General features: G+C 66.6%; 25 protein-coding genes. 14 read left to right on the top strand and 11 right to left on the bottom strand.

Annotated features, from left to right (window positions below; all coding sequences use genetic code 11):
* The first annotated feature begins 29 nt into the window (after positions 1–29).
* Positions 30–776, top strand: a complete 747-nt coding sequence (locus ACVKN3_RS05100) for an FAD-binding oxidoreductase (protein WP_036138082.1) — start codon at positions 30–32, stop codon at positions 774–776.
* An 11-nt stretch (positions 777–787) separates the two neighbouring features.
* Positions 788–2,068 carry a flavohemoglobin expression-modulating QEGLA motif protein gene (locus ACVKN3_RS05095; RefSeq protein ID WP_051938486.1) on the top strand — a complete coding sequence of 427 codons (1,281 nt, stop codon included), beginning with the start codon at positions 788–790 and terminating at the stop codon, positions 2,066–2,068.
* A gap of 44 nt (positions 2,069–2,112) precedes the next feature.
* On the opposite strand, the gene ACVKN3_RS05090 is transcribed toward ACVKN3_RS05095, so the two are convergent.
* A complete protein-coding gene (locus tag ACVKN3_RS05090; RefSeq protein ID WP_354513749.1) occupies positions 2,113–3,990 on the bottom strand; it encodes a reprolysin-like metallopeptidase in 1,878 nt (625 codons plus the stop codon).
* Between the two features lie 222 nt (positions 3,991–4,212).
* On the opposite strand from ACVKN3_RS05090, the gene ACVKN3_RS05085 reads away from it, so the two are divergent.
* From ACVKN3_RS05085 to ACVKN3_RS05075, 3 genes are all read left to right on the top strand, one after another.
* Positions 4,213–6,513: an NADP-dependent malic enzyme gene (locus tag ACVKN3_RS05085; protein ID WP_354513751.1), complete on the top strand. Its 2,301-nt coding sequence runs from the start codon at positions 4,213–4,215 to the stop codon at positions 6,511–6,513.
* Positions 6,514–6,652: 139 nt separating this feature from the next.
* The gene (gene aceE / locus ACVKN3_RS05080; protein WP_285404117.1) at positions 6,653–9,346 is read left to right on the top strand and encodes a pyruvate dehydrogenase (acetyl-transferring), homodimeric type; all 2,694 of its coding nucleotides are present in this window, start codon (positions 6,653–6,655) and stop codon (positions 9,344–9,346) included.
* Positions 9,347–9,501: 155 nt separating this feature from the next.
* Positions 9,502–9,837 carry a DUF4377 domain-containing protein gene (locus tag ACVKN3_RS05075; RefSeq protein ID WP_285404116.1) on the top strand — a complete coding sequence of 112 codons (336 nt, stop codon included), beginning with the start codon at positions 9,502–9,504 and terminating at the stop codon, positions 9,835–9,837.
* A gap of 75 nt (positions 9,838–9,912) precedes the next feature.
* Here ACVKN3_RS05075 and ACVKN3_RS05070 read toward each other — a convergent pair whose 3' ends face one another.
* The gene (locus ACVKN3_RS05070; protein WP_285404115.1) at positions 9,913–10,236 is read right to left on the bottom strand and encodes a hypothetical protein; all 324 of its coding nucleotides are present in this window, start codon (positions 10,234–10,236) and stop codon (positions 9,913–9,915) included.
* Between the two features lie 95 nt (positions 10,237–10,331).
* Positions 10,332–11,015 carry a glutathione S-transferase gene (locus tag ACVKN3_RS05065; RefSeq protein WP_285404114.1) on the bottom strand — a complete coding sequence of 228 codons (684 nt, stop codon included), beginning with the start codon at positions 11,013–11,015 and terminating at the stop codon, positions 10,332–10,334.
* Positions 11,016–11,134: 119 nt separating this feature from the next.
* On the opposite strand from ACVKN3_RS05065, the gene ACVKN3_RS05060 reads away from it, so the two are divergent.
* Positions 11,135–11,443, top strand: a complete 309-nt coding sequence (locus ACVKN3_RS05060; RefSeq protein WP_285404113.1) for a DUF3247 family protein — start codon at positions 11,135–11,137, stop codon at positions 11,441–11,443.
* A gap of 24 nt (positions 11,444–11,467) precedes the next feature.
* Here ACVKN3_RS05060 and ACVKN3_RS05055 read toward each other — a convergent pair whose 3' ends face one another.
* Together ACVKN3_RS05055 and ACVKN3_RS05050 are read right to left on the bottom strand one after the other, a co-directional pair.
* A complete protein-coding gene (locus ACVKN3_RS05055) occupies positions 11,468–12,772 on the bottom strand; it encodes a thioredoxin family protein (RefSeq protein WP_354513754.1) in 1,305 nt (434 codons plus the stop codon).
* Positions 12,773–12,831: 59 nt separating this feature from the next.
* Positions 12,832–14,091, bottom strand: a complete 1,260-nt coding sequence (locus ACVKN3_RS05050; RefSeq protein WP_354513756.1) for an MFS transporter — start codon at positions 14,089–14,091, stop codon at positions 12,832–12,834.
* Between the two features lie 100 nt (positions 14,092–14,191).
* On the opposite strand from ACVKN3_RS05050, the gene ACVKN3_RS05045 reads away from it, so the two are divergent.
* Complete coding sequence (locus tag ACVKN3_RS05045; protein ID WP_354513758.1) at positions 14,192–14,896, top strand: hypothetical protein; 705 nt, start codon at positions 14,192–14,194, stop codon at positions 14,894–14,896.
* On the opposite strand, the gene ACVKN3_RS05040 is transcribed toward ACVKN3_RS05045, so the two are convergent.
* Together ACVKN3_RS05040 and ACVKN3_RS05035 are read right to left on the bottom strand one after the other, a co-directional pair.
* Positions 14,897–15,718, bottom strand: coding sequence for a ferritin-like domain-containing protein (locus ACVKN3_RS05040; RefSeq protein ID WP_285404107.1), 822 nt, complete (start codon positions 15,716–15,718; stop codon positions 14,897–14,899).
* A gap of 71 nt (positions 15,719–15,789) precedes the next feature.
* Positions 15,790–16,203 (bottom strand): universal stress protein, encoded by a 414-nt coding sequence (locus ACVKN3_RS05035; protein WP_285404105.1) that lies wholly within the window; start codon positions 16,201–16,203, stop codon positions 15,790–15,792.
* 194 nt (positions 16,204–16,397) lie between these two features.
* Between ACVKN3_RS05035 and ACVKN3_RS05030 the strand changes: the two genes are divergently transcribed.
* The 5 genes from ACVKN3_RS05030 to ACVKN3_RS05010 all read left to right on the top strand — a co-directional run bounded on the left by ACVKN3_RS05030 (position 16,398) and on the right by ACVKN3_RS05010 (position 19,348).
* Positions 16,398–16,856 carry a hypothetical protein gene (locus tag ACVKN3_RS05030; RefSeq protein ID WP_285404104.1) on the top strand — a complete coding sequence of 153 codons (459 nt, stop codon included), beginning with the start codon at positions 16,398–16,400 and terminating at the stop codon, positions 16,854–16,856.
* A gap of 111 nt (positions 16,857–16,967) precedes the next feature.
* Positions 16,968–17,492, top strand: a complete 525-nt coding sequence (locus tag ACVKN3_RS05025; protein ID WP_036138060.1) for a peroxiredoxin — start codon at positions 16,968–16,970, stop codon at positions 17,490–17,492.
* Positions 17,493–17,494: 2 nt separating this feature from the next.
* The gene (locus ACVKN3_RS05020) at positions 17,495–18,034 is read left to right on the top strand and encodes a hypothetical protein (RefSeq protein WP_354513761.1); all 540 of its coding nucleotides are present in this window, start codon (positions 17,495–17,497) and stop codon (positions 18,032–18,034) included.
* A 60-nt stretch (positions 18,035–18,094) separates the two neighbouring features.
* Positions 18,095–18,847: a DUF2884 family protein gene (locus tag ACVKN3_RS05015; protein ID WP_354513763.1), complete on the top strand. Its 753-nt coding sequence runs from the start codon at positions 18,095–18,097 to the stop codon at positions 18,845–18,847.
* Between the two features lie 66 nt (positions 18,848–18,913).
* Positions 18,914–19,348 carry a PA2169 family four-helix-bundle protein gene (locus tag ACVKN3_RS05010; protein ID WP_036138055.1) on the top strand — a complete coding sequence of 145 codons (435 nt, stop codon included), beginning with the start codon at positions 18,914–18,916 and terminating at the stop codon, positions 19,346–19,348.
* 16 nt (positions 19,349–19,364) lie between these two features.
* On the opposite strand, the gene ACVKN3_RS05005 is transcribed toward ACVKN3_RS05010, so the two are convergent.
* Positions 19,365–19,604, bottom strand: a complete 240-nt coding sequence (locus ACVKN3_RS05005) for a hypothetical protein (protein WP_285404097.1) — start codon at positions 19,602–19,604, stop codon at positions 19,365–19,367.
* Between the two features lie 107 nt (positions 19,605–19,711).
* On the bottom strand, positions 19,712–22,654 hold the full coding sequence (locus ACVKN3_RS05000) for an ATP-binding protein (protein ID WP_354513765.1): 2,943 nt from the start codon (positions 22,652–22,654) through the stop codon (positions 19,712–19,714).
* A gap of 107 nt (positions 22,655–22,761) precedes the next feature.
* Between ACVKN3_RS05000 and ACVKN3_RS04995 the strand changes: the two genes are divergently transcribed.
* Together ACVKN3_RS04995 and ACVKN3_RS04990 are read left to right on the top strand one after the other, a co-directional pair.
* Complete coding sequence (locus ACVKN3_RS04995) at positions 22,762–23,400, top strand: response regulator (protein ID WP_285404095.1); 639 nt, start codon at positions 22,762–22,764, stop codon at positions 23,398–23,400.
* Positions 23,401–23,515: 115 nt separating this feature from the next.
* Positions 23,516–24,361, top strand: coding sequence for a DUF2884 family protein (locus ACVKN3_RS04990; RefSeq protein ID WP_354513767.1), 846 nt, complete (start codon positions 23,516–23,518; stop codon positions 24,359–24,361).
* A 50-nt stretch (positions 24,362–24,411) separates the two neighbouring features.
* Here the strand turns inward: ACVKN3_RS04990 and ACVKN3_RS04985 are convergent, their stop codons facing one another.
* Positions 24,412–25,356 carry a D-2-hydroxyacid dehydrogenase family protein gene (locus ACVKN3_RS04985; protein ID WP_354513769.1) on the bottom strand — a complete coding sequence of 315 codons (945 nt, stop codon included), beginning with the start codon at positions 25,354–25,356 and terminating at the stop codon, positions 24,412–24,414.
* Between the two features lie 12 nt (positions 25,357–25,368).
* Positions 25,369–25,758 carry a VOC family protein gene (locus ACVKN3_RS04980; RefSeq protein ID WP_285404092.1) on the bottom strand — a complete coding sequence of 130 codons (390 nt, stop codon included), beginning with the start codon at positions 25,756–25,758 and terminating at the stop codon, positions 25,369–25,371.
* Positions 25,759–25,839: the final 81 nt, after the last annotated feature.

Here is a 25,839-nt window from a genome sequence, read left to right as displayed (position 1 = left end):
TTGTCGCCTGGCGTCAACAGGGAGTTTCCATGGCCGACCCCTTCCAGCTTCGTCTGACCGACAGCTTCATGCTCGCCCCCGCGGTGCGGCACCTGTCCTTCGAGCGGACGGACGGCCAGCCGCTGGCTTTCGTCCCGGGCCAGTTCCTGCAGGTCCACTTCCATTACGACGACGGCAAGCCGACCAAGCGCAGCTATTCCGTCGCCACCGTGGGCGACGGCGGTAGCCCCGCCGGGCGCATCGAGATCGCGGTGAGCTATGTCGAGGGCGGGGCCGCCACCAAGCTGCTGGGCGGGCTGGAACACGGCCAGACCGTGGACGCCAGCGGCCCGTATGGCCGGTTCTGCCTGATGGAGGGCGACACCAACGCGCGCTACATCCTCATCGCCACCGGCACCGGCGTTACCCCGTACCGCGCCATGCTGCCCCAGATCGAGGCCCTGATCGCCTCGCGCGGCTGCCGTTTCGTGCTGCTCTACGGCGCCCGCAACGAGGGCGAGTTGCTCTACGGCGAGGAGTTCGAGGCCTTTGCGCGGACACACGAGGGGTTCACGTTCCATCCGTGCCTGTCCCGTGGCGCCCGGCCCAACCCGCGCCCGAACGACCGCCTGGGCTATGTCCAGGACATGCTGGCCGAGCTGGAGCCCAGCGCCGGAGACGACATCGCCTACCTGTGCGGCAACCCCAACATGGTGGACGCCGCCTTCGCCACCCTGAAGGACCACGGCCTGGCGGTGCAGCACATCCGCCGCGAGAAATACATTTCGTCGCGCTAGACTCTTCGTCCATGCACGCCCATGTCGACCCACGTCACCTCTCTGCCGAGATGCGGCGCTATGCGGCGCTCGACCAGCGCCTCCTCGGCGCCGTCCGGGCGATCCGTATCCTTCCCACGGTGTCGTGGTCGGCCTCGATCGAAGAACGCCTGATCGCGGAGTTCGGTGCTGGTCGCCTCTCGATTCCCGACATTCGCTACCACCCGCCGCAGTTGAACGAGACGCGGGCGGAACTGGAAGCGATCGAGGCGGAAGCCGCCGAGGATCATCCGATCGCCGATTACCTGCGGCGCACGGCCGAATCCTGGCGGATCGCCGCGCAGATGCTCGAATCGGCCGGTACGGACGGCGTCACCCGCGCATCCGTGGCCTTGTACGGCCGCCCCGGCGACGCGATCCCCGGCAGCAACCGCAGCAACCTGGATGCGGCGCGCTATTTCGTGGACCTGGCCGACGAACTGGGTGCCGACCTGGAAACCGAGGATGCCTCCGGCAGCATCCCCGCCGACGAGCTTCGCTGCGACATGGCCGCGCAGCTGGATGCCTTCTTCTCGCCCGGGGTCATCTCCGTGGAGGTCGATCCTGAGTTGACGGCCAAGGCGGCGGCCGGTGCAACCCGTATCCGCCTGCGTGGCGGGGTCCGCTTCACCGAATACGACCGCCACCAGCTGTTGGCCCATGAAGCCTTCGTGCATTCGCTTACGGCACTCAATGGCCGGGAGCAGCCCGTGCTGGCGTCGCTGGCACGTACCTCGCCCCGTGTGACGGCCACGCAGGAAGGCCTGGCGGTGTTCGCCGAGCTGATGTCGGGCGCTATCGACATCTCCCGGCTCAAGCGGATCAGCCTGCGCATCCTGGCGATCGACATGGCGCTGAACGGTGCCGACTTCGTCGAGGTGTTCCGTTATTTCCGGGCGTGCGGGCAGAACGTCGCCGACAGTTTCCACTCCGCGCAGCGCGTGTTCCGTGGCGTGCCGCTGGGCGGTGGTTCGGCCTTCGCCAAGGACAACGTGTACCTGACCGGGTTGCTGGCGGTGCATACGTTCTTCCGTTGGGCGCTGCGCCAGCGTCGCCTCGACCTGCTGCGCAACCTGTTCGCGGGCAAGCTGGCGCTGCATGACGTGATGAGCCTGGAGGCCCACTTCGCCTCCGGCGACATCGCCGCACCTCGCTACCTGCCACCCTGGATGCAGCACGTGCACGGGCTGGCCGGAAAGCTGGCTTTTTCTTTGTTCGTCAACCACATCCACATGGCGGGCGTCGAAGCCGAGGAAATCTCGCTCGGCCTCTGAATGCAGCCCGCGGTGCCCTGGTCGTGCGGCATGGGCCTGCCTGTTCATCGGATGCGGAAATCGCCCGGCGACACGGCGAAGAAGGGCCGCCAGTCGCAGCGCACGCGCAGCCTGGCCGCCTCCGTGGTCGCCCGGTGTGCGGGAAGGGTGACCTCCGCGTCGCCATCGTTGCGTTCGTCGACCGCCAGGGCGGGCGCCAGCCACGACAGCCCGCCATCCAGCGACAGGTCGATGGCCACGAAATGGCACGAGATGGGTGCGGTGTCGGTTCCCGCGACGTCCCACGCTACCCGCAAGCGGCCTCCCGCCGGAGCCGTGCTGCCTGCCGTCGGTGCGACGACCGCGAAGGCCCGCCCGGTGTCCACGACACGAAGGCGCGTGTCGGCCGATGCGACCGTGGCACTGTCGCCGCCGTTGTCGCGCACGGTGAGGCGGAAGGCGAGCTGGCGTGATGTGGTCGGCAGGGTTTCGCCGGGTTCGGCGACCGCGTGACCGAGCACGGCAGCCATGCGCGGGAAGACCCGCCAGCTGACGGCCACCGGGGGGAACGAGCGGAACAGCGGGCCATCGCCCATATCGTGCAAGGGGCCGCGTTGCCCGGTGCCGGGGTCCATCTGCTCCCAGGCGTAGGTGAGGCGGCGATCGGGTGTGCTGGCCTCCACGCGCGCGTCGAGCACGAAGGGCGTGCGGGCCGGTATCACGGCCCGGTCCGCCAGCGATTCGGGATCGATCCAGGGTGCCGCGACGTCGCGCAGTCGTCGCGTGGCGCAACGACCGCCCCGCGAGGCCAGCCATGCCTGCATCTGCTCGATGCTGGCGGCGTGGAAGTAGCGGTCCGAGCGGGTCTGCAACCACTGCCCCTCACCGCCGCAACCGGCGGGCGCATAGCCCATGGCCGTGCTGCCACCGCCGGGCTCCATGGCCCGATCGTCCAAAGTATCGTGACGGCAGCCGTTGGCGGCGGGCCACGCGCCGAGCTGGCGGCCTAAAACGTGGATGAGATAGCCGGTGGCGAAGGATTCCGTGGCGGGCGCCGGGTGGCCGCTCCAGGCCGCGGCCTTGTGCGTGGCGAAGAAATCGGCATCGCGCGCGTCGCTGCACGAGGTGCCGACGTGGCTTTCGCCGCCCGTGTAGGTCAGGACGGCGTGGCCGATGTCGTAGCGCCCGGCACCGACGTCCCGGTCGATCAGCATGACCGCGGCCATGCCGGGGTCATGGGTTTCGAACGGGTCGCGTTCCGGATCGGGCCGGATGATCCGGTCGTTGCGGTCGACCAGGGTGAAGTGCACGCCGACGTCCGTCTCGAATACCTCGTTCGCCTGGTTGACCGCATGGGCGATCTCCGCGAGCGCGGTGGCCACCGTGCCGCCCGTGCTGGCGACATAGCGGCTGCTGGCGGCCACCGCCAGGCGGAAATCGTGACGAATCGCACCGGCGCCGTGGGCCAGGGTGGCCGTGACCGGCGCGCCGCTCATGGCCGGGTCCGCGGGCGTGTCGGTCGCCGAGCCCGGCATGGCCCCGACATGCGCCTCCGGGCCGGTGTACCCCGTTCGCTCGCGTCGCACCGGCTGCCCGGGTCGGAACGTCCACGTGGTTCCGCCGTCGCGCACGCTGGCCCGCACCCCGGAAGGCGAAAGATCGAGGCGAAGCGTACGGCCCTTGTCGTCGGCGCCACGGAAGCTGCGCAGCCCCGGATAGCGCTTGAGCAACGCAAGCGGCAGCGTGCCGGAGTCACGTATCCGGAACGGCCAGGCAGGGCCGTCCTCGACGGGAAGTTCCACGACCGTCTCGCGCGGGCCCTGTGTGGGCAGTGCGAGCAGGCGTCGTCGCAACGCTGCTTCCTCCAGCGGTGGCGGCGATGCGATGGCGAGCTCGGGAAGGACGATGCAGGCATGCATGGCGGCGACGACCAGACGTTTCATGACAGTCCGTGTGATGGCGTGGGCCGGTCACCGTAGGTCGGTCGGGGCGGTGGGTCTGTCGGCCTTACAGAGAAGTAACCGTAGGTTTTTCATATCACTGGATGTCGCAATGCAACACACCCCGAGGCAGGATCGTCGCAGTCGCGGTGCTACCATCGTGTGCTGCAGGCGCGCGGCACCGTTCGCGCCGGTCCCCTCTCCCCAAAGCCCCCACAGGACGCCATGGCCATCTCCGAGGAACTGAGGCAAGCCGCTCTCGAATACCACCGGCTTCCGCGCCCGGGCAAGATCAAGGTCACGCCCACGACATCGCTGCTGACCCAGCGCGATCTCTCGCTGGCCTATTCCCCGGGTGTGGCCGCCGCGTGCGACGAAATCGTCGCGCATCCCTCCGCCGCCGCGGAACTCACCGCGCGGTCCAACCTGGTCGCGGTGATCACCAACGGCACCGCAGTGCTGGGCCTGGGCAACATCGGCGCGCTGGCCAGCAAGCCGGTGATGGAAGGCAAGGGCGTGCTGTTCCAGAAGTTCGCCGGCATCGACGTGTTCGACATCGAGATCGACGAGACGGACCCGGAAAAACTGGTCGAGATCATCGCCAGCCTCGAGCCCACCTTCGGCGGCATCAACCTGGAAGACATCAAGGCACCGGAGTGCTTCATCGTCGAGCGCAAGCTGCGCGAGCGGATGAAGATCCCGGTGTTCCACGACGACCAGCACGGCACGGCGATCATCGTGGGCGCGGCGGTGATCAACGCCCTGATGGTCACGGGCAAGAAGATCGAGGACGTGAAGCTGGCCACCACCGGCATGGGCGCCGCGGGTATTTCCTGCGTGGACATGCTGGTCACCCTCGGCCTGAAGCCGGAAAACATCTTTGCCTTCGACCGCGACGGCGTGCTGCACACCGGGCGCACCGACCTGGACCCGGACAAGCAGCGCTATGCGCGCGATACCGACAAGCGCACGCTCGCCGAGATCGTCGAGGGGGCGGATATCTTCCTGGGCCTGTCGGCCGGCGGCATCCTCAAGCCGGAGATGGTCGCCACCATGGCTGCGCGACCGATCATCTTCGCGCTGGCCAACCCCAATCCGGAAATCCTGCCCGAAGACGCCAAGGCCGTGCGCCCCGACTGCATCATGGCGACGGGTCGTTCGGACTACCCCAACCAGGTCAACAACGCGCTGTGCTTCCCGTACCTGTTCCGCGGCGCGCTGGACGTGGGCGCCTCGGTGATCAACGAACCGATGAAGGTGGCCTGCGTCAAGGCGATCGCCGAGCTGGCACGCCGTGAAGCCTCCGATGTCAGCGCGCGGGCATACGGCGGCAAGCCGCCCAGCTTCGGTCCCGAATACCTCATTCCGCAGCCGTTCGACCCGCGCCTGCTTATCCAGCTGCCGCCGGCGATCGCCCAGGCGGCGATGGATTCCGGCGTGGCCGAACGCCCCATCACCGATTTCCCCGCCTACATCGAGACCCTCACGAGTTTCGTCTTCCGCACCGGCCTGCTGATGAAGCCGGTGTTCGAGCGCGCCAAGGCCGATCCCAAGCGCGTGGTGTATGCCGAAGGCGAAGAGGAAACCACCCTGCGCGCGGTGCAGACCGTGGTCGACGAAGGCCTGGCCAAACCGATCCTGGTCGGTCGCCCCGACGTCATCGAGAAGCGCATCGCGCGGGCCGGCCTGCGCCTGCGTCCGGGCGTCGACTTCGAGATGTGCAACATCCATTCGGACCCGCGTTTCGAGGCCTACTGGCGCTTGTACCACTCGATCATGGAGCGCCGCGGGGTCACCCCTGCGTCGGCCAAGGCGGTGGTGCGTTCGCGTCCCACGGTCATCGCGGCGCTGATGGTGGAGCGCGGCGAGGCGGACGCGATGATCTGCGGCCTGGTCGGCACCTATCAGAGCAAGCTGGAATACATCGCCGACATCATCGGCCTGGACGAGGGCGTTTCGGAGGCCTCGGCCATGGCCGCGGTGGCGACGGAGAAGGGCACTTTCTTCTTCCTCGACACCTACGTGCAGGAAGATCCCAGCGCCGAGCAGATCGCCGAGGCCACGCTGCAGGCATCCATCCGCCTCAAGCTGTTCGGCATCCAGCCGAAGATCGCCCTGCTGTCCAGTTCCAACTTCGGCAGCCGCGAGACGCGCAACTCACGCAAGATGCGCGAGGCCCTCAGCCTGATCCGCAAGACGGTGCCCAAGCTGGAAGTGGAGGGCGAGATGCAGGCCGACGTGGCGCTCAATCCCGAATTGCGCGAACGGATCTTCCCGAACTCGCGGCTGGAAGGTAAGGCCAACGTGTTCGTGTTCCCGAACCTGGATGCCGCCAACACCGCCTACAACATGGTGCGCACCTTGTGCGACGGCGTGGTCATCGGCCCGATCCTGATGGGCGTGGCCAAACCGGCCCACATCCTGACGCCCCAGGCCACGGTGCGCCGGGTGGTCAACATGACCTCGGTGGCCTGCGTCGAGGCGCAGATCCGCGCGGGCAAGCCGAGGACGGTCGTCAACGACTGATCGTCCCGTTTGCCACGAGGCAAATCCCCCATACCGCCGCGTATGTGAATACGTTGCGGTATCATGGAAAGGTTTTCCCGCCACCCCGCGGGCTTCTTCAGACCCCCATGAGCGCGCGTGACGCGCGAGCGGAGCTTCCATGGACCAGATCGACGACATCCTGAACCAGGATCTCGACCCCACCGAGACCCGTGAATGGGTCGAGTCGCTCAACGCCGTCATCAACCACGACGGCACCGAGCGAGCGCATTACCTGCTGGAGCGCATGGTCGACTCCACCCGTCGCGCGGGCGGCTACCTGCCGTTCGACCCGACCACGGAGTACGTCAACACCATCCCGCCGCACATGGAAGCGCGCAGCCCCGGCGATGCCGCCATCGAGTGGCGCATCCGCTCGCTGGTCCGCTGGAACGCCCTGGCCACCGTGGTGCGCGCCAACCGCAAGCCCGGCGACCTCGGCGGGCATATTTCCAGCTTCGCCTCGTCGGCCACGCTGTACGACGTCGGCTTCAACCATTTCTGGCGCGCGCCCAGCGCGGACCATCCGGGCGACCTGGTGTTCCACCAGGGCCATTCGGCGCCCGGCGTCTATGCGCGCTCGTTCCTCGAGGGCCGCATCGGCGAAGACCAGCTCGACCTCTTCCGCATGGAAGTGGAGGGCAAGGGTCGTGGCCTGTCGTCCTACCCGCATCCCTGGCTGATGCCGGACTACTGGCAGGTGCCCACCGTGTCCATGGGCCTGGGCCCCATCCAGGCGATCTACCAGGCGCAGTTCTGGAAGTACCTCGAGCACCGCGGGCTCATTCCCAAGTCCGATCGCAAGATCTGGTGCTTCATGGGCGACGGCGAATCCGACGAGCCGGAATCGCTCGGCGCCATTTCGCTGGCCGGTCGCGAAGGCCTCGACAACCTCATCTTCGTCATCAACTGCAACCTGCAGCGCCTCGACGGTCCCGTCCGTGGCAATGGCAAGATCATCCAGGAACTGGAAGGCGTGTTCCGTGGCGCCGGCTGGAATGCCATCAAGGTGGCCTGGGGCAGCTACTGGGACCCGCTCCTGGCCCGCGACACCTCGGGCAAGCTGCGCCAGCTGATGATGGAAACCGTGGACGGCGAGTACCAGGCCTGCAAGGCCTTCGGTGGCGCCTATACGCGCGAGAAGTTCTTCGGCAAGTACCCGGAAACCGCCGCGCTGGTCGCCAACATGTCCGACGACGACATCTGGCGCCTCAACCGTGGCGGTCACGACCCGCACAAGGTCTATGCGGCCTACCACGCGGCCGTGAACACCAAGGGCATGCCCACCGTCGTCCTCGCCAAGACGGTGAAGGGCTACGGCATGGGCGCTGCGGGTGAGTCGCAGAACCCGGCGCACAACCAGAAGAAGATGGATCTGGACGCCATCCGCGCCTTCCGCGACCGCTTCAACATCCCCGTATCCGACGACAAGCTCGAAGACGTGCCGTACTACCACCCGGGCAAGGACTCGGAGGAAGTGCAGTACATGCTCGAGCGCCGCCGCGCGCTCGGCGGCTCGCTGCCGCAGCGCCGCCGCAAGTCCGACCAGTCGTTCAAGGCGCCCGACCTCGCCTCGTTCGAGCAGATCACCAAGGGCACCGGCGACCGCGAGATCTCCACCACGATGGCCCTGGTGCGTGGCATGAACCTCATGCTGCGCGACAAGGAGCTCGGCCCGCGCATCGTGCCGATCGTGGCCGACGAGGCCCGCACCTTCGGCATGGAAGGCATGTTCCGCCAGATCGGTATCTACGCGCCGTTCGGCCAGAAGTACCGCCCGCAGGACGCCGACCAGCTGCTCTACTACCGCGAGGACCAGAAGGGCCAGGTGCTGCAGGAAGGCATCAGCGAGGCGGGCGGCATGAGCGCCTGGCTGGCCGCGGCCACCAGCTACAGCATCAGCAACGTGCCGATGCTGCCGTTCTTCATCTACTACTCGATGTTCGGCTTCCAGCGTATCGGCGACCTCTGCTGGGCCGCTGGCGACATGCGCGCTCGCGGCTTCCTCATCGGTGGCACCTCGGGTCGCACCACGCTCAACGGTGAAGGCCTGCAGCACGAGGACGGTCACTCGCACCTGCTGTCCGGCGCGATCCCGAACGTCGTCTCCTACGACCCGACCTTCTCCTACGAGCTGGCCGTGATCATGCAGGACGGCACGCGCCGCATGATGCAGGAGCAGGAAGACGTCTACTACTACATCACCGTGATGAACGAGAACTATGCCCACCCCGACCTGCCCAAGGGCAGCGAGGAAGGCATCGTCAAGGGCATGTACCTGTTCAAGGACGGTGGCAAGGCGAAGAAGAACGAGCCGCGCGTCCAGCTGATGGGCTCGGGCACGATTTTGCGCGAAGTCATCGCCGCGGCCGAGTTGCTCGAGAAAGATTTCGGCGTGTCGTCGGACATCTGGTCGGTACCGAGCTTCTCCGAGGTCCGTCGCGAGGGCTTCGATGCCGAACGCTGGAATCGCCTGCATCCGGAATCCCCGCAGCGCGTGCCGTACATCACCGGTCTGCTTGCCGACCGCCAGGGCCCGGCCATCGCCGCGACCGACTACGTCCGCGAGTTCGCTGACCAGGTGCGCGCGTTCATGCCGGACGGCATGCGTTACACGGTGCTGGGCACGGACGGTTACGGCCGTAGCGATAGCCGTGCTCACCTGCGCAGCCACTTCGAGGTCGATCGCTACTGGATCGCCCAGGCGGCCCTGTCCGCGCTGGCGAAGGAAGGCAAGGTCAACGCCAAGGACGTCAGCCGCGCCATCAAGGAGTACAAGCTCGACATGGACAAGCCGAACCCGATGACGGTCTGACCGGGCTCGCGCCCTTACACACCACGTCGAAGGGGGCCGGAACCATCCGGCCCCCTTTTTTTGGGTGATCGCCGATGCAGGCGTCACGCACCGTCCATGGTATTGCCGCGACGATGCTGCTATTTCTCTTTCGCATACGACTTCGGATATCCGCCATGCGCCTCGTGTTGCTTTCTGCCGCCGTTCTCTCGCTTGCCGCCTGCGCCACCACCGCCCCCGATAACGGGTCGCGTTCCCGGCTGCTGTACATCGCCGGCACGAAGGCACCATGCACGCCCGGCGCGGTGAAGGCCGAGTGCCTGCAATACCGCGAGACGCCGAAGCAGCCCTGGCAGGTCACCTCGGCATCCGTCGAGGGCCTGGACTGGAAGGCGGGCAACGAGTACCTGCTGAAGGTGACGGAGGTGCACGCACGGGCCCCGATGGCAGGCGCGTCGTCCGTGACATGGCATGTCGACAAGGTCGTCGAGCAGCATCCCGTGGCGGAATGATCCGTCGGGATTTTTCGTGCCAAAAAAAAGGGCCGGACAATTGTCCGGCCCTTTCTCGTCATCCGATGCGAAGAATCAGTCGTCGCTGCGCAGCGCGTGGCGAATCAGCAGGAACGTGCCGATCGCAGCGGCGGCGATGCCGATGGTGACGCCCGGGTTACGGCGAACCTGCTTGCGCAGCCGACGATACTGGTAGCTGGCTTCGTCGGCGAGATCCTCGGCCATGTAACGCGCGCGCCGGCTGCTGCTCTTGCTGGCGAACTTGTTCGTGATGCGGCGGGTGCGGTCGAGCAGGTCGCTACCGGCGCCGTGAGCCTCGTCGGCATAGTGACGGACACGCCCCGACACATCGTTGACGGTGCTTTCGACCTGGCGCGCAAACTCGCGATTTCTGCTCATGGTGGATCCCTCGTCATGTGATTCGTACGGGAACCGACTGTGAGGGCGGCCCCGTGAGCAGGGTGTAAATGCGAGCCGGCCGGTTGAGCCGCGATTCAGCCGGCCGGCTTGGGCGCAAAATCGTAATCGCCGCCGCGTTTCAGGGCCGCCTGGTACGCCGGTCGGGCATGGATGCGTGCCAGGAAACCGGTCAGCCGTGGGCGCGAAGCGTCCAGGCCGCCGCGGCTCGCCGCCGCTTCCAGCGGGAAGCTCATCTGGATATCCGCTGCGGTGAAATCGTCGCCGGCGAACCAGCCTGACGCGCCCAGCTCGTTTTCCAGGTAGTCCAGGTGCAGGTTCAGTTGCGGATCGATAAAGGTCTTCTGCGCGCCCTTGGCCATCAGGCGCGCCACCGGTTTCGCGAAAAACGGCACGGGTGCCGTTTCCATGCGTATGAAAACCAGTTTCAACAGCAGCGGCGGCATCGCCGAGCCTTCCGCGTAGTGCAGGAAATAGGTATAGCGCCGCGCCTCGGCCGTGCCGGCCGCGGGCTTCAGGCGCCCCTCGCCGTAGCGATCCACCAGGTACTCCACGATCGCGCCGGATTCCACCACGGTGATGTCGCCGTCGACCACGATGGGCGACTTGCCGAGTGGGTGGATGGCACGCAGCGACTTCGGTGCCAGCATCGTTTTCGGGTCGCGCTCGTAGCGCACGATCTCGTAGGGCACGCCCAGCTCTTCCAGCAGCCAGAGGACGCGCTGGGAGCGCGAGTTGTTCAGGTGGTGGACCGTGATCATGGCGGCGTCTCGTGGAGAGGAGCCGGCAGGGTAGCAGCGTGCGATGCAGGCGATGTAGACATTCCATCGACGCGCGCGGAGTAGCGTCGGTGCCCTCGATGACGAACAGGAGCCTTGCCATGAGCCGTGAAGCCGAAACGATCCACCAGGGCGCGGGGGAGATCGACCGCCTGCAGGCCTTGATCGCCGAGTTGCGCGACAACGCGAAGGTCACCCTGCATATGCGCGATGGATCGACCCTGAGCGGCATGGTATCCGTCGTGCCAACGGTGCAGACCTTCGTCGATGCGGAGGGCGCCGAGGGCATCAACGGCGTGGTCAAGCTGGTCGACACGGCACGGCCGGCGTGGTCGGCCACCGTGCCGCTGGATACGATCGCCCGGGTGGAGCACCTGGACTCGGTGGTCTACGGCACGTCGCAGAGCTGACATCGCGCGCCGCGTACCCCGGCATCAACCCGCTGCGGTAAGCGACTCGCGGAGCTTCCTGGTCTGCTCGGGGAAGGCCTTGCCCTCGGTGGCCACGGTATCGGCGACCACCTTCTTGGCCTCCGCGTCGCGGTGGAGTGCCTTCAGTGCCTTGACGCGGTAGGTCGCCACGCTGATGCGATTGGCTCCGTAGGCTTTCGTTGCCGCCGCATCGAGGTAGGGCAGGCCGCCTGCGGCATCGCCCGACTCGACCAGTCGCTTGCCGTAGCGGTAACTGTAGACGTAGTCGTCCGGGTAAGCGGCAATGAGCTGCTTTTCGAAGGTATCCAGCTCGGCACCGGCCTTGGCGCGGACCAGGTAGACGCGCAGGTTGTCGGCGACGTTGCGGTCGCTTTTCAGGTCGCCGTGCAGTTTCTCGCGGCTGAGGTCGATCGCCTTGCGCAGAACGGCCGCCTCACCGGCGGGGTCGTTCAGGGCGGCATCCAGGTCCGCGGCCGTCAGCACCGCGCTGCGCTGGTCGGCGCACGCGGGCGCCTCGGTGAATACCTGCGTTGCGAGGAAGGTCTCGTAGGGCGCTTTCTGCGGCACCAGTGCCGCCTGCCGTGACTCGGGGTAGTTGGCCGCCGTGGCCTCGAGGAGATCGTCGAGCACATAGGGCCGATCGCAGCCGATATCACCCGCGAGGATGTTCTTCGCCGCAGACGCGATGGCAGGGTTGGCCTTCTTGTCCTTGGCCTGCAGGAGCAGGAGGCGCTGCTTGGCCAGGGCGACGCGTTTGTCCTTGTCGGACACGTTGCGTACCAGCGGCGGCAAGGTGTCGAACCAAGCCATGCCTTCCGTGCCCTGGTAACGTTGTTGATACGTTTCGAGCACGTCGGCGACCGCCGCCATCGAGCCCTTGCTGGCGTTCGATTTCTGTTTCGACAGGCGCGCGTCACCGGAAAGCAGCCCGTCCACCTCCTTGTAGAAGACATCGCGCGGGCGCTCGGCCAGGATGCGACCGAGTTCTTCCCCATCCGGGCCGATGGCCACGTAGGTCGGCAGGAAATGCACGTTCCACTTCGTCATCCAGGCCTTGTCGGCGGGCTGGTCGGCATCGGCCTCGTAGAACACGACCTTGGTGTTGAGGTCGGTCCACTCCTTGCCGTTGAGCACGTGGCTGGCCATGAAATAGCACGAGTAGCACCACACGGCCTGGAAATCGACGAGCACCGGCTTGTGCTCGCGCTTGCCCTGCGCCAGGGCGGCGTCCAGGCTGGCGGGGCCCTGGTGGCCGGCGAAGGCCGGCGCGGTGAGGGCGAGGAGGCTGGTGGCAAGCAGGCGCTTCATGGCGGGCATCCCCTTTGGCGGTATAGACGTCCACCTAATAACACGTTTCCGCGGGCGTGTCAGATGGTGCTGCTGGCGCCCTCGACGGGCAGCGGTTCGGAGACGAGCCCCTGTCGCCGGCGCAACGAAGGGAACCACCACATCCACAGCCCCACCACCACCAGGGTGCCGATGCCACCGATGAGCGTGGCGTTCACCGCCCCGAGCGCAGCGGCAAGGATGCCGGATTCGAATTCGCCGAGCTGGTTGGACGTATTGATGAAGATGGCATTGACGGCGCTGACCCGGCCGCGCATGTCGTCCGGCGTCTCCAGTTGTACCAGTGCGCCGCGGATCACCATGCTGACCATGTCGGAAGCGCCCAGCGCGAATAGCGCGCCCACCGACAGCCATAGCGACGTGGACAACGCGAACACCAGTGTGGATAGGCCGAAGCCGGCCACGGAGGCGAACATGATGGGCCCGACGCGGCGCTCCAGGGTATGCCGCGACAGCCAGATGGACATCAGCAGGGCGCCGACCGCCGGAGCGGCGCGCAGCACGCCCAGGCCCCAGGGGCCGGTGTGCAGGATGTCCTTGGCGAAGATCGGCAGCAGCGCCGTGGCCCCGCCGAGCAGCACGGCGAACAGGTCCAGCGAGATCACGCCGAGCACGGCGGGCCGGTGGCGTATGAAATGCACGCCGGCGAACACGCTTTTCAGCGTGGCGGGCTCGCGTCGGGGCGGGGCGTGGTCGTAGGAAAGGCGCGACATCAGGACCAGTGCGACAAGGTAGAGGGCCGCCGACACGCCATACACGGTCGCCGGGCCGGCAATGTAGAGCAGGCCGCCCAGCGCGGGCCCGACGATCATCGCCGCCTCGCCGGCCGCAGCCGTGGAGGCCATGGCTCGGGGCAGCACGTGCGTGGGCACGATGGCGGGCAGCATGGATTGCAGGGCCGGGAACTCGAAGGCCTTGCCGACGCCGATGACGAAAACCAGCGCCAGGATGCCGGCCTCGTGTAGACGGCCCGTAAAACTGAGGAGGGCAAGCGCAGCGATGGCCAGCCATTCGATCGTCTGGCACAGCGTGACGATGCGGCGCCGGTCGAACTGGTCGGCGACATGGCCCGCAGGCAGGGCGAGGACCACCGAGGGCACGAACTGCGCCAGGCCGATCAGCCCGAGGTCCAGCGCGCGTCCGGTGATCTCGTAGATCTGCCAGCCCACCGCCACCGACATCATCTGGAACGCAAAGCTGGACGCGTTCTTGGCGAACCAGAATTGCAGGAAGGCGCGATGCTGCATAAGGCGAACGGGCGCCGGGGGCGGGGACGACATGGACGATTCCTTCGGAAGCTTGCGCCAGTCTACCTGCCGCCTTGCCACTGACGGCCGTCGCGGCGAAGCTAGGGTCCTTCCCTCCCGGAATCGCAAAATCATGCGCCGAATCGCCACCCTTTTTGCCGCCACCGCCCTGCTGGCCGCGTGTTCCTCCCCCTCCGACCCGGCACCCGCGGCGCCGGCAGCGACGTCACGCGCCGACGAGGCGGCCAAGAAGCTGGAAACCTATCGCCAGTTGCTCAAGCTTCACAACGACGGACCCGCCGTGCAACTCGGCCACGAGATCGTCGACACCTATCCGGAAACCCCGGCCGCAGCCGAGGTCGGCAAGACCCTGGCCGGGCTGGAGTCCGGCTACAAGGCGGCCAGCGAGAAGGCCCGCCTGTCGGCCTTGTGGCTGTACCAGACCTCGCCGATGCAGGGGGGTACCCAGAGCACCGCGACCCTTCAGTCCAGCCGGCCATCCGGCGAGGAAAGCGTGCGCCTGATCCTGCGGCGGCACACCGCCTGGGGGCAGAGCGTGTTCCTGTATGCCACCGCCGGCAAGGGCTTCGTCTGCAAGGGCGATTGCACCCTCAAGGCCACCTTCGACGGCAAGGCGAAGACGATCAAGGCGTTCCGTCCGCCCACCGGCGAGCCCGCGCTGCTGTTCCGCAACGATGCCGCCTTCCTGAAGGACCTGGCGAAGACGAAGCGGCTCACCATCGACGTGGTGACGGTGAGCCGCGGCGAGACCACGCTCACCTTCGAGACGGGCGGTTTCGACAACGACAAATGGACGCCTTTGCCGAAGAAGAAGTGATCAGTGCAGGAACAGCTTCTCGGTGATCCGGGTCAGCGGCCATTCCAGCATGGCGTTGACCCGGGCCGGTAGATCCAGCGGTCGAAGCAGCATCTTCACCGTCATCTCGGCGGGGATATGGCGCTTCAACAGCCCTTCGGCACGGCTGGTCACGCGGCGGAATTCCGCATCGTCCGTGGCCTTGTCGGGGTAGCGCACGTTGAACACGTGGCGCAGCGCGATATCGCTGTCCTCGTTCTTGATCTCGTTCAGCCGTTTCAGCAGTACGCGCAGCGTGCGGAGGCGTCCGATGCCGTCGCGCTGACGGTAGATGCGGAAGTGCTGGTAGAAGTGCTTGTAATGCCGCACTTCGTCGCTCTTGATGTAGTTGGTCAGTTCCCGCAGCACGGGTTCGTCGGTGACATCGTTGAGGGCGCGATAGAGGCTGGCTGTGCCGGTCTCGACGACACAGCGGGCCGCCAGTTCCAGGCCGCGGTCGGATTCCAGTTCCTCGGCCGTGCATACGGAGCCGTAGTGCGCGAAGAAGTTCCTGAAACCTTCGTCCCAGTCGAATTCGGGCCACACATGCCGCACATAGGCAGCCAGTGCGCGGCCGTGCTGCATCTCCTCGTGCTCCCAGTGGTCGCGCAGCCAGGATTGCAGTTCGTCGTCACCGGCGAAATGGTCGACCAGGTTGTGCGTGTACAGGTCGGAACCGCTCTCGACGAAAGAGGAACTGCACAGCAGGAGGAACAGGTCTTCGTTGTGCCTGACCTTCTCGATGTCGATACGCGAGAAGTCCAGTTTTTCGAGCGTCCATGGCAAGGTGGCGGCGTAGCTCACTTAGGGTGTTCCTCGATCGCTTAAGCATGTCGCCCCCGTGGGCGTTGCCGAATTGTGACAAAGCCGGACGATTAGCGCACCACGGTCACCGGTACATGGGCTCTGGCGAGCACGTCGGTAGCGGTGGAGCCCACCAGCCAGCGGGCCAGGGCGCCCCGCTCGGTGTGGCCGATGACGATATGGTCCACGTCCTGTTGGGCGACGTAGGCAAGCAGGGCGTCGCCGGGCGCGCCATGGACCATGTCGACCACCACGTCCAGGCCGTGGGCCTCATGCAGGGCGGCGATCTCCGTCCGCAAGGCGTCGAGTTGCTCGGCACCGTTGTCGTTCATCAGCAGCGCGGCGGTGTCGGCGCCGTTCTCCACCTGCCGGACGGACACCACATGCACGCTGGCCCTGGCGCAGGTGGCCAGTTCGATGGCGAACTGAAAGGCCCGGCGGGCCGTCTCGGAGCCGTCGTAACCAACGAGTATCTTCTTGGGCATGGGGGCGTTCCTCTGGGTTGAAGGCACCGCTCGATGGTAGGTCGGGCGGGGCGGCGCACCAAGCGGTTCACCGTGCGTGCACATAACCGGCGCCTTCATGAACGAACGCAGGCATGCTCCGTGTTTCTTCACATTCGTGAGCGGAGAATCCGCCCTCACACAGTCCCTGCCACTCTTTCTTACGGAGAACGAACATGATCAAGCGCATCGCGGGTATGGCCATTATTGCAGTGGCGGCGGCAGGTGCTTTCACGGTGCAGCCGGCACGCGCGGAGTCCACCGCCGCGACCAAGTGCCACATGACCTTCAGCACCACCGGCTGGGCGGCCATCTACAAGAAGGCCGACGGCCGCGGCCACGTGCGCTGCGACAACGGCCAGAGCGCCGACGTGATGATCCACGTCCGTGGCGGTGGTCTGACCGCCGGCAAGTTCAGCATCGAAGGCGGCAAGGGCGAGTTCACCAACGTCAAGGGCATCAGCGAGATCTTCGGTGAGTACGCCTCTGGCGGTGCCAACGCCGGTGTCGTGAAGAGCGCCGAAAGCGCCGCCATGACCAAGGGCGAAGTGTCGCTGGCCGTCACCGGTACGGGCCGCGGCTTCAACCTCGGCGTCGACCTGAGCAAGTTCGAGATCGAGCGCCTCGGCAAGTAAGCCAAGCGCCGCGACTCCTGAAGGGCACCCCACGGGGTGCCCTTTTTTTATGACTCTTTGCCGGCCATCGCCGATACACTCGTGACCTTTCCCGTCCTTCGAGGTTTGCCCATGCGTCGCCTCCTCAGCGTTATCGCCCTGTCCCTGGTCACCTTTGCCGCCTGGGCCGCCGCCCCCGTGGTGGGCGACAAGGCGCCCGATTTCCGCCTGCAGGACCAGAAGGGCGACTGGCACACGCTGGACACCCACAAGGGCAAGTGGCTGGTCATGTACTTCTATCCGAAGGATTTCACGGCCGGCTGCACCACCGAGGTCTGCACTTTCCGCGATGACATCGCCAAGCTGCACAAGGCCGGCGCGGACGTGGTCGGCGTCAGCCTGGACGACGTGAAGTCGCATGCCGAGTTTGCCGAGAAGTACCACGTGCCGTTCCCCCTGCTGTCCGACGCCGACGGCGCCACGGCCGTGAAATACGACGTGCTGAACAAGACGCTGGGCATGAAGTACGCCCGTCGCGAGACCTTCCTGATCGATCCCGCGGGCAAGATCGTCAAGGTCTACAAGGACGTCGATCCCGAAAAGAACTCCGGCCAGGTGCTTTCCGACCTCGACCAGTTCAAGAAGGCGGGTGCCTGAGCGTGTTCCAAGCCGCCCTGGGTGCACGCCGCGCCCGTCCGTTCGCGCCGTGGCGCATCGTCGTGTGGCTGGTCATGTTGCTGGCCGCCGCCGGTTTCGTCGTCAATGCCTATGCCTGCGTGGTCATCGGCCAGGCGGTCGGCGCGATGAGTGCCGAGGCGGTGGCAAGCGGCCCCGACCCGCGCATCGCACTGCTGTGGTCGCTGGGCTACACGCTGGCGGCGTTCGCGATCATCGTCGTCACGCTATCCACCCTGCGCTGGCGCGACTGGGCACGTGGCGCCATGCGTATCGTGGCGCTCCTGCTTATGGTGTGGGCCGCCTATACGGCATGGTTCGCCTATGGACAGTGGCAGCAGCTGGGCATCGTGCTGGGTCAGGCGGGCCTGCCGCCGGACCTCGTCATGGTGGCCGGTCGCCAGCGCAGCATCATGCTGGTCGGCGTGGTGCTGAAAGTGGTGTCGGTGCCGCTACTGGCATGGCTGGCCTGGGCGCTGGGCAGCCTGCGTGTGCGCCAGCAGTTCATGACGCCAGCCCTCTGACCGGTTCAGCGGCCATTCGCCCGGCCGACGCTATCGAATGGCTTTAGCCGGGATGTATCCATGACCGCACGTCTGCTCGTTCTTGCCCTCGCCGTCGGGTTTGCCGGCGCCGCGACGGCCCAGGACATCGATCACAGCTGTCGTATCGCAAGCAGTTACGACCTGACCGTTCGCCCAGAGTCCCTGACATTCGATAGGGCACAGGGGGCGCCGCGCAGTGTTCGCATCCAGGACGGCACGCTCGCCGCCGACGGCAGGAGCGTGGCGCTACGCCCGGACGAGCAGGGCCGTGTGGCCCTTTTCGAGCGCAACGTCCGGCTGCTGGTGCCCAAGGCCAAGGCCCTGGCCAGCGATGGCGTGGACATCGCGGCCAAGGCGGTGCGTGACGAAGCCGCCACGGCCGCGCCCGGGGCGGCGGCCAGCGGCGACCTCGATCGCGCGCTCACCGCGCGGGTGACCGACATCAAACGGCGCATCGCCGCCAGCCAGAGCACCCGCGACTGGCAGGAGGACGCCATGCGCGCCTATGCCCAGGAGATCGTGTCCGATATCACGCCCATCCTGACGGAGGACGTGGGTGGGGAAGCGATGCAGCTGGCCATGAACGGCGACCTGCAAGGCGCCGCCGCCCTGCGGGATCGCGTCGCGGCGGTGTCCAGCGGTGGGCAGGCCCGGGTCATCGCACGGGTCGAGACTGCGCTGCGGCCACGCGTACAGGTGCTGTGCCCCTCGGTCCAGCAACTTCTCGACCTGCAATCCGGCCTGCATGACAGCGCGGGTCATCCACTGCTGCTGCTCGAAAGCGGCGAATGACCCCAGGCTGACCGAAATCGCCGGCATTTATGACCGGCTAAGTCCGGGGGGTCTAACGTCCGCCCTATGGAACGTACTTCGATCCGTGTCGTGAATGGGCTGATCCGCCGCGTCATCGCGGATCGCGATCTGTATCGCCACGCGTCACGGGGTGTCAGGGAACCCGGCCTGAAGGCGATCCTCGAAGAATCGGCCGACTCCCTGAACGCCATTGCCGGCGATCTCCAGGGCCAGGTGAGTGCCACCGGTGGCAAGCCGGCTTCTGCCGGCGGCGCCATGAGCGGGGTCAGGCGTACCGTGGTCGAGGCGTCCGTAAAGCTCTCACACGACCCGGATGTCACCTGGATTCGTACCCTGGAGCAGATGGAGCGCCGTCTGCTGGATGCCTTCCTCAAGCTGGAGGCGTCATCGGGCGACCGCGCCACGGTGGGTAGGCACATTGCGCGTCTGCGCCTGCTTCATTTGGATATGAGCAACCTGGGTGGCGTGACGGGCCGCTGAGCCCGAGCGCAAACGATCAGGCCACCGCTCGCACGGCTTCAGCCTTGCGCATGTTCTTGAGCGTGCGGTGCATGACGGTATCCGCGGACACGCGTACTCGTCGGAGATTCATCAGGGTCTCGCGGTCGGCAAAGAAGTTGGCAAAGGCGATAGCGTCCGCGGGATCGGACCGGACGGCGATCTGCGTGCCCTCGCGATAGATGCCCCAGGACGTGCCCGATTGGGCAATGTGATACTCGATAGCCGGTCTGCGCATGATTGCCTCCCTCGCGGCGTGGTCCGCGTGTCTGCAAGGGTGGCGTAGTGAGGCAGCGGGAGTAATCAGACAATTCTGAAAAATCCCACTATTTTTTGAGTAATAACTCAGCGCGCGAGCTGCGTGGTGACCGCTTCCCTCAAGCGTCCGACGAAGCGACGCAGCATGTCGTGGACGCCGGCCAGTCGCAGCATGGCATCGGCCCGGGTCGCCTCGGCGCGAAGCAGGGTCTCCAGCATCTCCAGGTGCGCCGCCTCCGCTGACGCGCCGAAAACCCGCATGCCGCCCAGTACACGATGCAGGTGACCGGCCACGGCGTCCGGCGTCTCCGAGGTGCGAAGGCGATCCATGGCGTCGTCCAGATCGGCTTCGAAACGATCGATCATGTCGGGCATGGCGGCCAGGTCGCCGAACAGGTCGCGCCACAGGTCGACATCCCATGCATCGACCTCGCCGCCAACTTCGCCGGCGTGTCCTGTGGAATCCTCGGGCCCGGACGCCAGCGCCTCGCGCAGGGCGGCGAGACGCAGGGGCTTGGTCACGAACGCGTTGGCGCCTGCTGCCATGCAGCGGTCGCGTTCGCTCGCCATGACGTCCGCGGTCATGACCACGATGCGCATCGTGGCGCCGCGCTCGCGCAGGGTGCGTATCAGCGTGTGGCCATCCATGCCGGGCATGTGCAGGTCGGTGAGCAGCACGTCGACCGGCCACGTGCCGGCAGTGAGCAGGGCATCGGTGCCGTCACCGGCGATGCGGCACCGATGGCCGATTCGCTGGAGTTGCGCGGCCACCAGTTCGCGATTGATGGGGTGGTCCTCGGCGACCAGCACGTTCCGGGCGATGGTCGTTCTCTCCGTCTGGACGGTGGGCGACGGCGTGTCCTGCGCAGGCATGACGGCCACGGGCAACGCGCATTCGACCGTGACCCGCGTGCCGACGCCGGGGGAGCTGGTCATGGCGATATATCCACCCAGCAACTCGACGAGGCGCCGGCTGATCGCCAGCCCGAGGCCGCTGCCGCCGAAGCGACGGGTGATCGATGCCTCGGCCTGGCTGAAGGGCGAGAACAAACGGGCGATGTCCGCATCGGCGATGCCCATGCCGGTATCGCTCACGCTGAAACGCAACCGCTGACAGCTATCGTCCGCCTCGATAACATCCAGATGGACATCGACGCTGCCATGCGACGTGAACTTCACGGCATTGCTGACCAGGTTGACGATGACCTGGCGAAGGCGGCTGCCGTCCACCATCACGCCCGGTGCCACCCGCGGATCGACCCGGGCCGTGATTCGCAGTCCCTTCTGGCCGGCTTGCCAGGCAAAGAGGTCCACGATGCCGGCGACCAGTTCGCGCAGGTCGACGGGAACGGGATCGATAGCGACCTGGCCGGCCTCGATCCGAGAGAAATCCAGGATGTCGTCGAGGATCTGCAGGAGTGCCTCGGCCGAGGTTTCCGCGGTTTCGAGCAGGCGTCGCTGCCCGGGTTCCAGAGGGGTGCGGCCCAGTATTTCGAGGGTGCCCAGTACCCCATGCATCGGCGTGCGGATCTCGTGGCTCATCGTGGCAAGGAACAGGCTCTTGGCCTGTGTCGCCGCTTCGGCCGCGCGCTTTGCTGCCGCCAGTTGGGCCGACTGTCGATGGCGCTCGGAGATGTCGATCCAGTAGCCCGTGAACTCGGTGCCTTCGGCGACCGCACGCGGCAGCGCATGCGAGGCGACCCAGCGCTCGGGATCGCTGTCGCGCACACGCAGCTCCGCGTGCAGTGGCTGGAGCGTTGCCGCGCTGTGTGCCATGGCCGCGAGCAGGGTGGGTTGGTCGCGTTCATCCACTCGTGCGAATGCGCGTCGCTCGTCGGCCATGAGGGTGGCCGCGTCGATGCCGAACATGGGTTCGGGATTGCCACCGACATAGACAAACGTGATGGATCCACCCTGCCGATACAGGAAGCGATAGACCACGGCCGGCATGTGCCGTGTCACGTCGGCCAGTTGGGCCTCGCTGCGCAGCCGCAGGCGTGTTTCACGGCGAAGCCGCAGGTAGGCGTAAGACACGGCTAGTAGCAGCAGCATGACCAGTGCGCCGGCCGGTCCCACCTTGCGCGCGATTTCCTTCCACGATCCACCCCACGTGTACTGCGAGCGCAGCCAGGTGTTGCGGATGGCCTGCGAGCGACGCTCCGGCATACGCGCCAGGGCGCGATCGATGAGCGATGCCAAGCGGGCGTAGCGGTTGGCGACGCCAATGGTGAGGGCGGCACGTTCGTTCGTGGGAGCGGCGAGCTTGAGCTGCGCCGGATAATCGCGTCGGATCTGCAATTCCGCAGTAGCGATATCGCCGACGTAGGCATCGGCGTCGCCTGCGGCCACGGCCTGCAGTCCCGCCGCGGTCGTCCTCACGTCGATGGCGACTGCCCCAGGTATCGCCGCCACCGCGGCTGCCACCGCGCCTTGCGACAGGTTGGCCGCGATGCGTCGCCCGGACAGGTCGTGGATGTCGCCGATGGTGGGGAACGCCTCACGCGTGACGATCATCACGGGGAATTCGGCGTAGGCCCGTGAGAACACGAAGTGCCTGCCAAGTACGCCGTTTCGTGGCGACGCGGCGGCAAGCAGGTCGATGTCGCCCGCGGAGGCTGCGCGCACCGTCTCCGGCCAGTCCGTGGTGGCGACCGTGCGCGATCGCACGCCGAGCGCCTGCAGCGCCGCTTGCAGGTAGTCGAGCGACAGGCCTTCGGCTTCGCCATCGCGATCGATGAGCGACAGTGGCGCGGCGGTGGGATCGATGCCGATGCGCAGTATCGGTAGGTTCGCCAGCCAGCGCCGCTCGTCGTCGTTCAACGCCACGGCGATGGCAGGCGTGTTCGTGTGGCCTGCATCGTCGTGCAAGGAGGGCATCGCCCACGCGCGGACGTCCGTCGTATGCGTTTCGGCCTGCCACTGCGATGCCGACGCCAGCGGTGGGTGGCCGTCCGCGCGTGCAGCGCCGACGGGTGCCTGCCATGCGATCGCTGCACAGCTTAATTTGACCAACATTCTCAAGCGCGTCATGGCGTTCCTTCGACCACGCACGGAGCTTTACTGTAATCTCCGCCGTGCGAAGAGATGTAACACATGGCATGGAAAACGGCTGCGCGTTTCCGCCGTCGAGGGAAGACATGGTTCTGCGAACGATCATTGCCGACGATCATCCGGTGGTCCTGATGGGCACGCGTGCCGCGCTCGAGGCCACGGGGGATATCGAGGTGGTCGGTGAAGCCGCCAACGGCGACCAGTTGCTCGACCTGCTGACCACCCGTCCCTGCGACGTCGTGGTCACCGACTTCTCGATGCCGGGTGGACGCCACGGTGACGGGCTGGCCCTGATCGACCTGATGCGTCGTCGTTATCCCCGGCTTCCTGTGGTCGTGCTCACCATGGTCAACAATGCCGCGGTGCTCCAGGCCATGCGTGCGCGTGGCGCACTCGGCCTGTGCGACAAGCGGGCACCGCTGAAAGAGGTCGCGGTGGCGGTCAGGCAGGCCGCCGCCGGAAGGCCCTACCTCAGCGACACCATTCGTCGCCAGTTCGACGTCGCCGGTGTCCAGGCGCCCTGCGATGCATCGCGGCTTTCCGCGCGCGAGATGGAGGTGGTCCGGCTGTACGTCGGGGGCATGTCGATCACGCAGATTGCCGAACGCCTCAGTCGTAGCGTCAAGACGGTAAGCCGGCAGAAGCGCGACGCGATGCGCAAACTCGGCCTCGATCACGACAGCCGCCTCTCCGAATATGCCCGCGAGCGGGGTATCGCCTCCTGACCCTGCCAAAGGTCACCCCGTGACCTCAGGCCCATGCGTGGGGTACCGAGGGGGTTTAAACCAAAGGCCAGCCGCGCGCGTCCAAGCCGGTGTCATCACCCAGGGAGCAGGATTCATGCGCCATTCCTCGATCGCCGCAAGCCTTGTCGTCGCCCTTGCCCTGTCCGTCGCGACAGCCCACGCCGGCATGATCGAATTCAGCACCGACACCTGCAAGAACGATTACGCCACCCCCTACGACGTGGACGTCACGGATGCGGGACTGTCGTTCCATCGCAAGGCGGGCACGCCGGCGGATATCTTCCTGCACGACGGCAGCATTCGCATCGACGGCCGCCAGACGACGGTGTCGTCCGCCGATGCCGACGCGCTACGGCGCTACGAGGCCGGTGTGCGCAAGCTGGTTCCCGAGGTGGCCGCCATCGCCCGCGAAGGTGTGCAGCTCGGCTTCTCGGCCATGACCACCATCACGCTGTCCTTCGCCGATGGCGAGCAACGCGCCAGCCTGCTGGAAAAACTCAAGCGCAAACAGGCGCAGGCCCTGCGCCAGATCGACGAAGGCGTGGGCGCCGGGCATTGGTCCAACGACCACCTGGCGGAAACCGTCGGCGGGTCGGTCTCCGATACGGTGGGCGAACTGGTGGGCTCGGTCACGTCCAGCGCCGTCACAGCGGCCCTGTCCGGCGATGCCAGCAAGGTCGCCGCACTGCAGGCCCGTGCCGAGTCGCTCGAAAAATCGCTGGACGGCGCCATGGACAAACGGTCGAAGGCGCTGGATCGTCGTTCCGATCAGATCTGCCCGCAACTCAACGATCTGGCGGATCTCCAGCGCGGCTGGACGGTACGTCAGCCGGACGGCAAGCCGCTGGAGCTGATGACGATCAAGCCCAAGGACAGCGATAAGGGCGACAAGGGCGGGAAAGCAGTAGCGAAGGACGCTGGCAAGGTGGCGTCACGCTAACGAGCCTGGCCTCGGCCGCACCGGCCCTTGGCATGCAGGGCCGCTTCGGCTCAGGGCAGCGTGTCCAGCCAGGCAAGCACGTTCTTTACCGTATCGCTGTAGAACGTCCGGTACATCTCCTCGGTGACATAGCCGATATGCGGTGTGGTCAGCACGTTCGGCAGGTCGCGGAAAGCGTGGTCGGCGGGTAGCGGTTCGGTCTCGAACACGTCCACCGCGGCGCCGGCGATGCGACCGCCTATCAGCGCATCCACCAGTGCCGCCTCGTCCACGATCGGGCCGCGTGAGCTGTTGATGAGGCGCGCGGTCGGCTTCATGGACGCCAGTTCCGCCGCGCCGATGAGGCCGCGCGTCCGTTCGCTGAGCCGGGTGTGGATGGTGAGAAAGTCGGAACGCGAGAGCAGCGCCTGCTTGTCGACGCGCTGTACGCCGAGCGCGCTGGCCGTTTCTTCCTGGAGGTTTTCGCTCCATGCAATGACATGCATGCCAAAGGCCTTGCCGATGCTGGCCACGGCCGAACCGATCCGGCCCAGGCCAAGGATGCCGAGCGTCTTGCCGCGCAGTTCGGTGCCCAGCCCGGCCTGCCAGCCGCCGGCGCGCACGGAGGCCGCTTCGCCGGCGATGTCGCGTGCCAGCCCGAGGATGGCGGCCCAGGTGAATTCGATGGTGGGCGTAGACGCATAACCGGTGTGCGCCACGGTGACTCCATGCGCCGCCGCAGCCTCGGTGTCGATGGACGCATTGGCCGCCCCGGTGGAGGCGATCAGCCGCAGGCGGGGCAGGGCGGCGATCAGGGCGGCCGTCATCGGCGTGCGCTCGCGCATCACGCAGATGACGTCGAAGCGGGCCAGCCGACGCACCAGCGCCTCGTGATCATGCAGGTGGTCGTGGAAGACGGTGAGTTCCGCCCTGGCTTCCACGGACGACCAGTCGGCGCTGGTGCGCGCGACCTTCTGGTAATCATCCAGCACTGCCACGCGAATCGGGTCATTCATGCATGTTCCTTGTCAGCCGGCCGGCTGGATCAGGTCCCATCCGTTGCCGTAGAGATCGTCGAACACCGCGACCGTGCCATAGGGCTCATGGCGCGGTGTTTCCCGGAAGCGTACGCCGTGTGCCTGCATACGCGCGTGATCGGCGGCGAAGTCGTCGGTGTGCAGGAACAGGAACACGCGGCCGCCCCCCTGCTTGCCGACCTGGGCGCGCTGCCCGTCGTCGATGGCGCGGGCCAGCAGAAGCTTCGTTCCATCCGACCCCCGCGGCGCGACCGTGACCCAGCGCTTGCCCTCGCCCTGGGGCGTGTCCTCTACCAGTGAGAAGCCCAGCGCATCGACGAAGAAGGCGATGGCCTCGTCGTAATCGTGGACGAGGAAAGCGATGGCGCCGAGGGACTGCATGGGGGGAATCCTTGCTGTGGGGACCAACAAGCATCGGCTCTGCCCAGGCCGGCCGCAAGTCCCTTTGCGTCAGGGTGCGGC

The sequence above is a fragment of the Luteibacter sp. PvP120 genome, from assembly GCF_054055715.1.
This window is presented reverse-complemented; position numbering and strand designations above follow the sequence as displayed.

What these genes read in the sequence shown, in the direction of transcription:
- ACVKN3_RS05100 (WP_036138082.1), top strand. Translation starts at nt 30, where the DNA reads ATGGCCGACCCCTTCCAGCTTCGTCTGACCGACAGCTTCATGCTCGCC.
- ACVKN3_RS05095 (WP_051938486.1), top strand. Translation starts at nt 788, where the DNA reads ATGCACGCCCATGTCGACCCACGTCACCTCTCTGCCGAGATGCGGCGC.
- ACVKN3_RS05090 (WP_354513749.1), bottom strand. Translation starts at nt 3,990, where the DNA reads ATGAAACGTCTGGTCGTCGCCGCCATGCATGCCTGCATCGTCCTTCCC.
- ACVKN3_RS05085 (WP_354513751.1), top strand. Translation starts at nt 4,213, where the DNA reads ATGGCCATCTCCGAGGAACTGAGGCAAGCCGCTCTCGAATACCACCGG.
- aceE (WP_285404117.1), top strand. Translation starts at nt 6,653, where the DNA reads ATGGACCAGATCGACGACATCCTGAACCAGGATCTCGACCCCACCGAG.
- ACVKN3_RS05075 (WP_285404116.1), top strand. Translation starts at nt 9,502, where the DNA reads ATGCGCCTCGTGTTGCTTTCTGCCGCCGTTCTCTCGCTTGCCGCCTGC.
- ACVKN3_RS05070 (WP_285404115.1), bottom strand. Translation starts at nt 10,236, where the DNA reads ATGAGCAGAAATCGCGAGTTTGCGCGCCAGGTCGAAAGCACCGTCAAC.
- ACVKN3_RS05065 (WP_285404114.1), bottom strand. Translation starts at nt 11,015, where the DNA reads ATGATCACGGTCCACCACCTGAACAACTCGCGCTCCCAGCGCGTCCTC.
- ACVKN3_RS05060 (WP_285404113.1), top strand. Translation starts at nt 11,135, where the DNA reads ATGAGCCGTGAAGCCGAAACGATCCACCAGGGCGCGGGGGAGATCGAC.
- ACVKN3_RS05055 (WP_354513754.1), bottom strand. Translation starts at nt 12,772, where the DNA reads ATGAAGCGCCTGCTTGCCACCAGCCTCCTCGCCCTCACCGCGCCGGCC.
- ACVKN3_RS05050 (WP_354513756.1), bottom strand. Translation starts at nt 14,091, where the DNA reads ATGTCGTCCCCGCCCCCGGCGCCCGTTCGCCTTATGCAGCATCGCGCC.
- ACVKN3_RS05045 (WP_354513758.1), top strand. Translation starts at nt 14,192, where the DNA reads ATGCGCCGAATCGCCACCCTTTTTGCCGCCACCGCCCTGCTGGCCGCG.
- ACVKN3_RS05035 (WP_285404105.1), bottom strand. Translation starts at nt 16,203, where the DNA reads ATGCCCAAGAAGATACTCGTTGGTTACGACGGCTCCGAGACGGCCCGC.
- ACVKN3_RS05030 (WP_285404104.1), top strand. Translation starts at nt 16,398, where the DNA reads ATGATCAAGCGCATCGCGGGTATGGCCATTATTGCAGTGGCGGCGGCA.
- ACVKN3_RS05025 (WP_036138060.1), top strand. Translation starts at nt 16,968, where the DNA reads ATGCGTCGCCTCCTCAGCGTTATCGCCCTGTCCCTGGTCACCTTTGCC.
- ACVKN3_RS05015 (WP_354513763.1), top strand. Translation starts at nt 18,095, where the DNA reads ATGACCGCACGTCTGCTCGTTCTTGCCCTCGCCGTCGGGTTTGCCGGC.
- ACVKN3_RS05010 (WP_036138055.1), top strand. Translation starts at nt 18,914, where the DNA reads ATGGAACGTACTTCGATCCGTGTCGTGAATGGGCTGATCCGCCGCGTC.
- ACVKN3_RS05005 (WP_285404097.1), bottom strand. Translation starts at nt 19,604, where the DNA reads ATGCGCAGACCGGCTATCGAGTATCACATTGCCCAATCGGGCACGTCC.
- ACVKN3_RS05000 (WP_354513765.1), bottom strand. Translation starts at nt 22,654, where the DNA reads ATGACGCGCTTGAGAATGTTGGTCAAATTAAGCTGTGCAGCGATCGCA.
- ACVKN3_RS04995 (WP_285404095.1), top strand. Translation starts at nt 22,762, where the DNA reads ATGGTTCTGCGAACGATCATTGCCGACGATCATCCGGTGGTCCTGATG.
- ACVKN3_RS04990 (WP_354513767.1), top strand. Translation starts at nt 23,516, where the DNA reads ATGCGCCATTCCTCGATCGCCGCAAGCCTTGTCGTCGCCCTTGCCCTG.
- ACVKN3_RS04985 (WP_354513769.1), bottom strand. Translation starts at nt 25,356, where the DNA reads ATGAATGACCCGATTCGCGTGGCAGTGCTGGATGATTACCAGAAGGTC.
- ACVKN3_RS04980 (WP_285404092.1), bottom strand. Translation starts at nt 25,758, where the DNA reads ATGCAGTCCCTCGGCGCCATCGCTTTCCTCGTCCACGATTACGACGAG.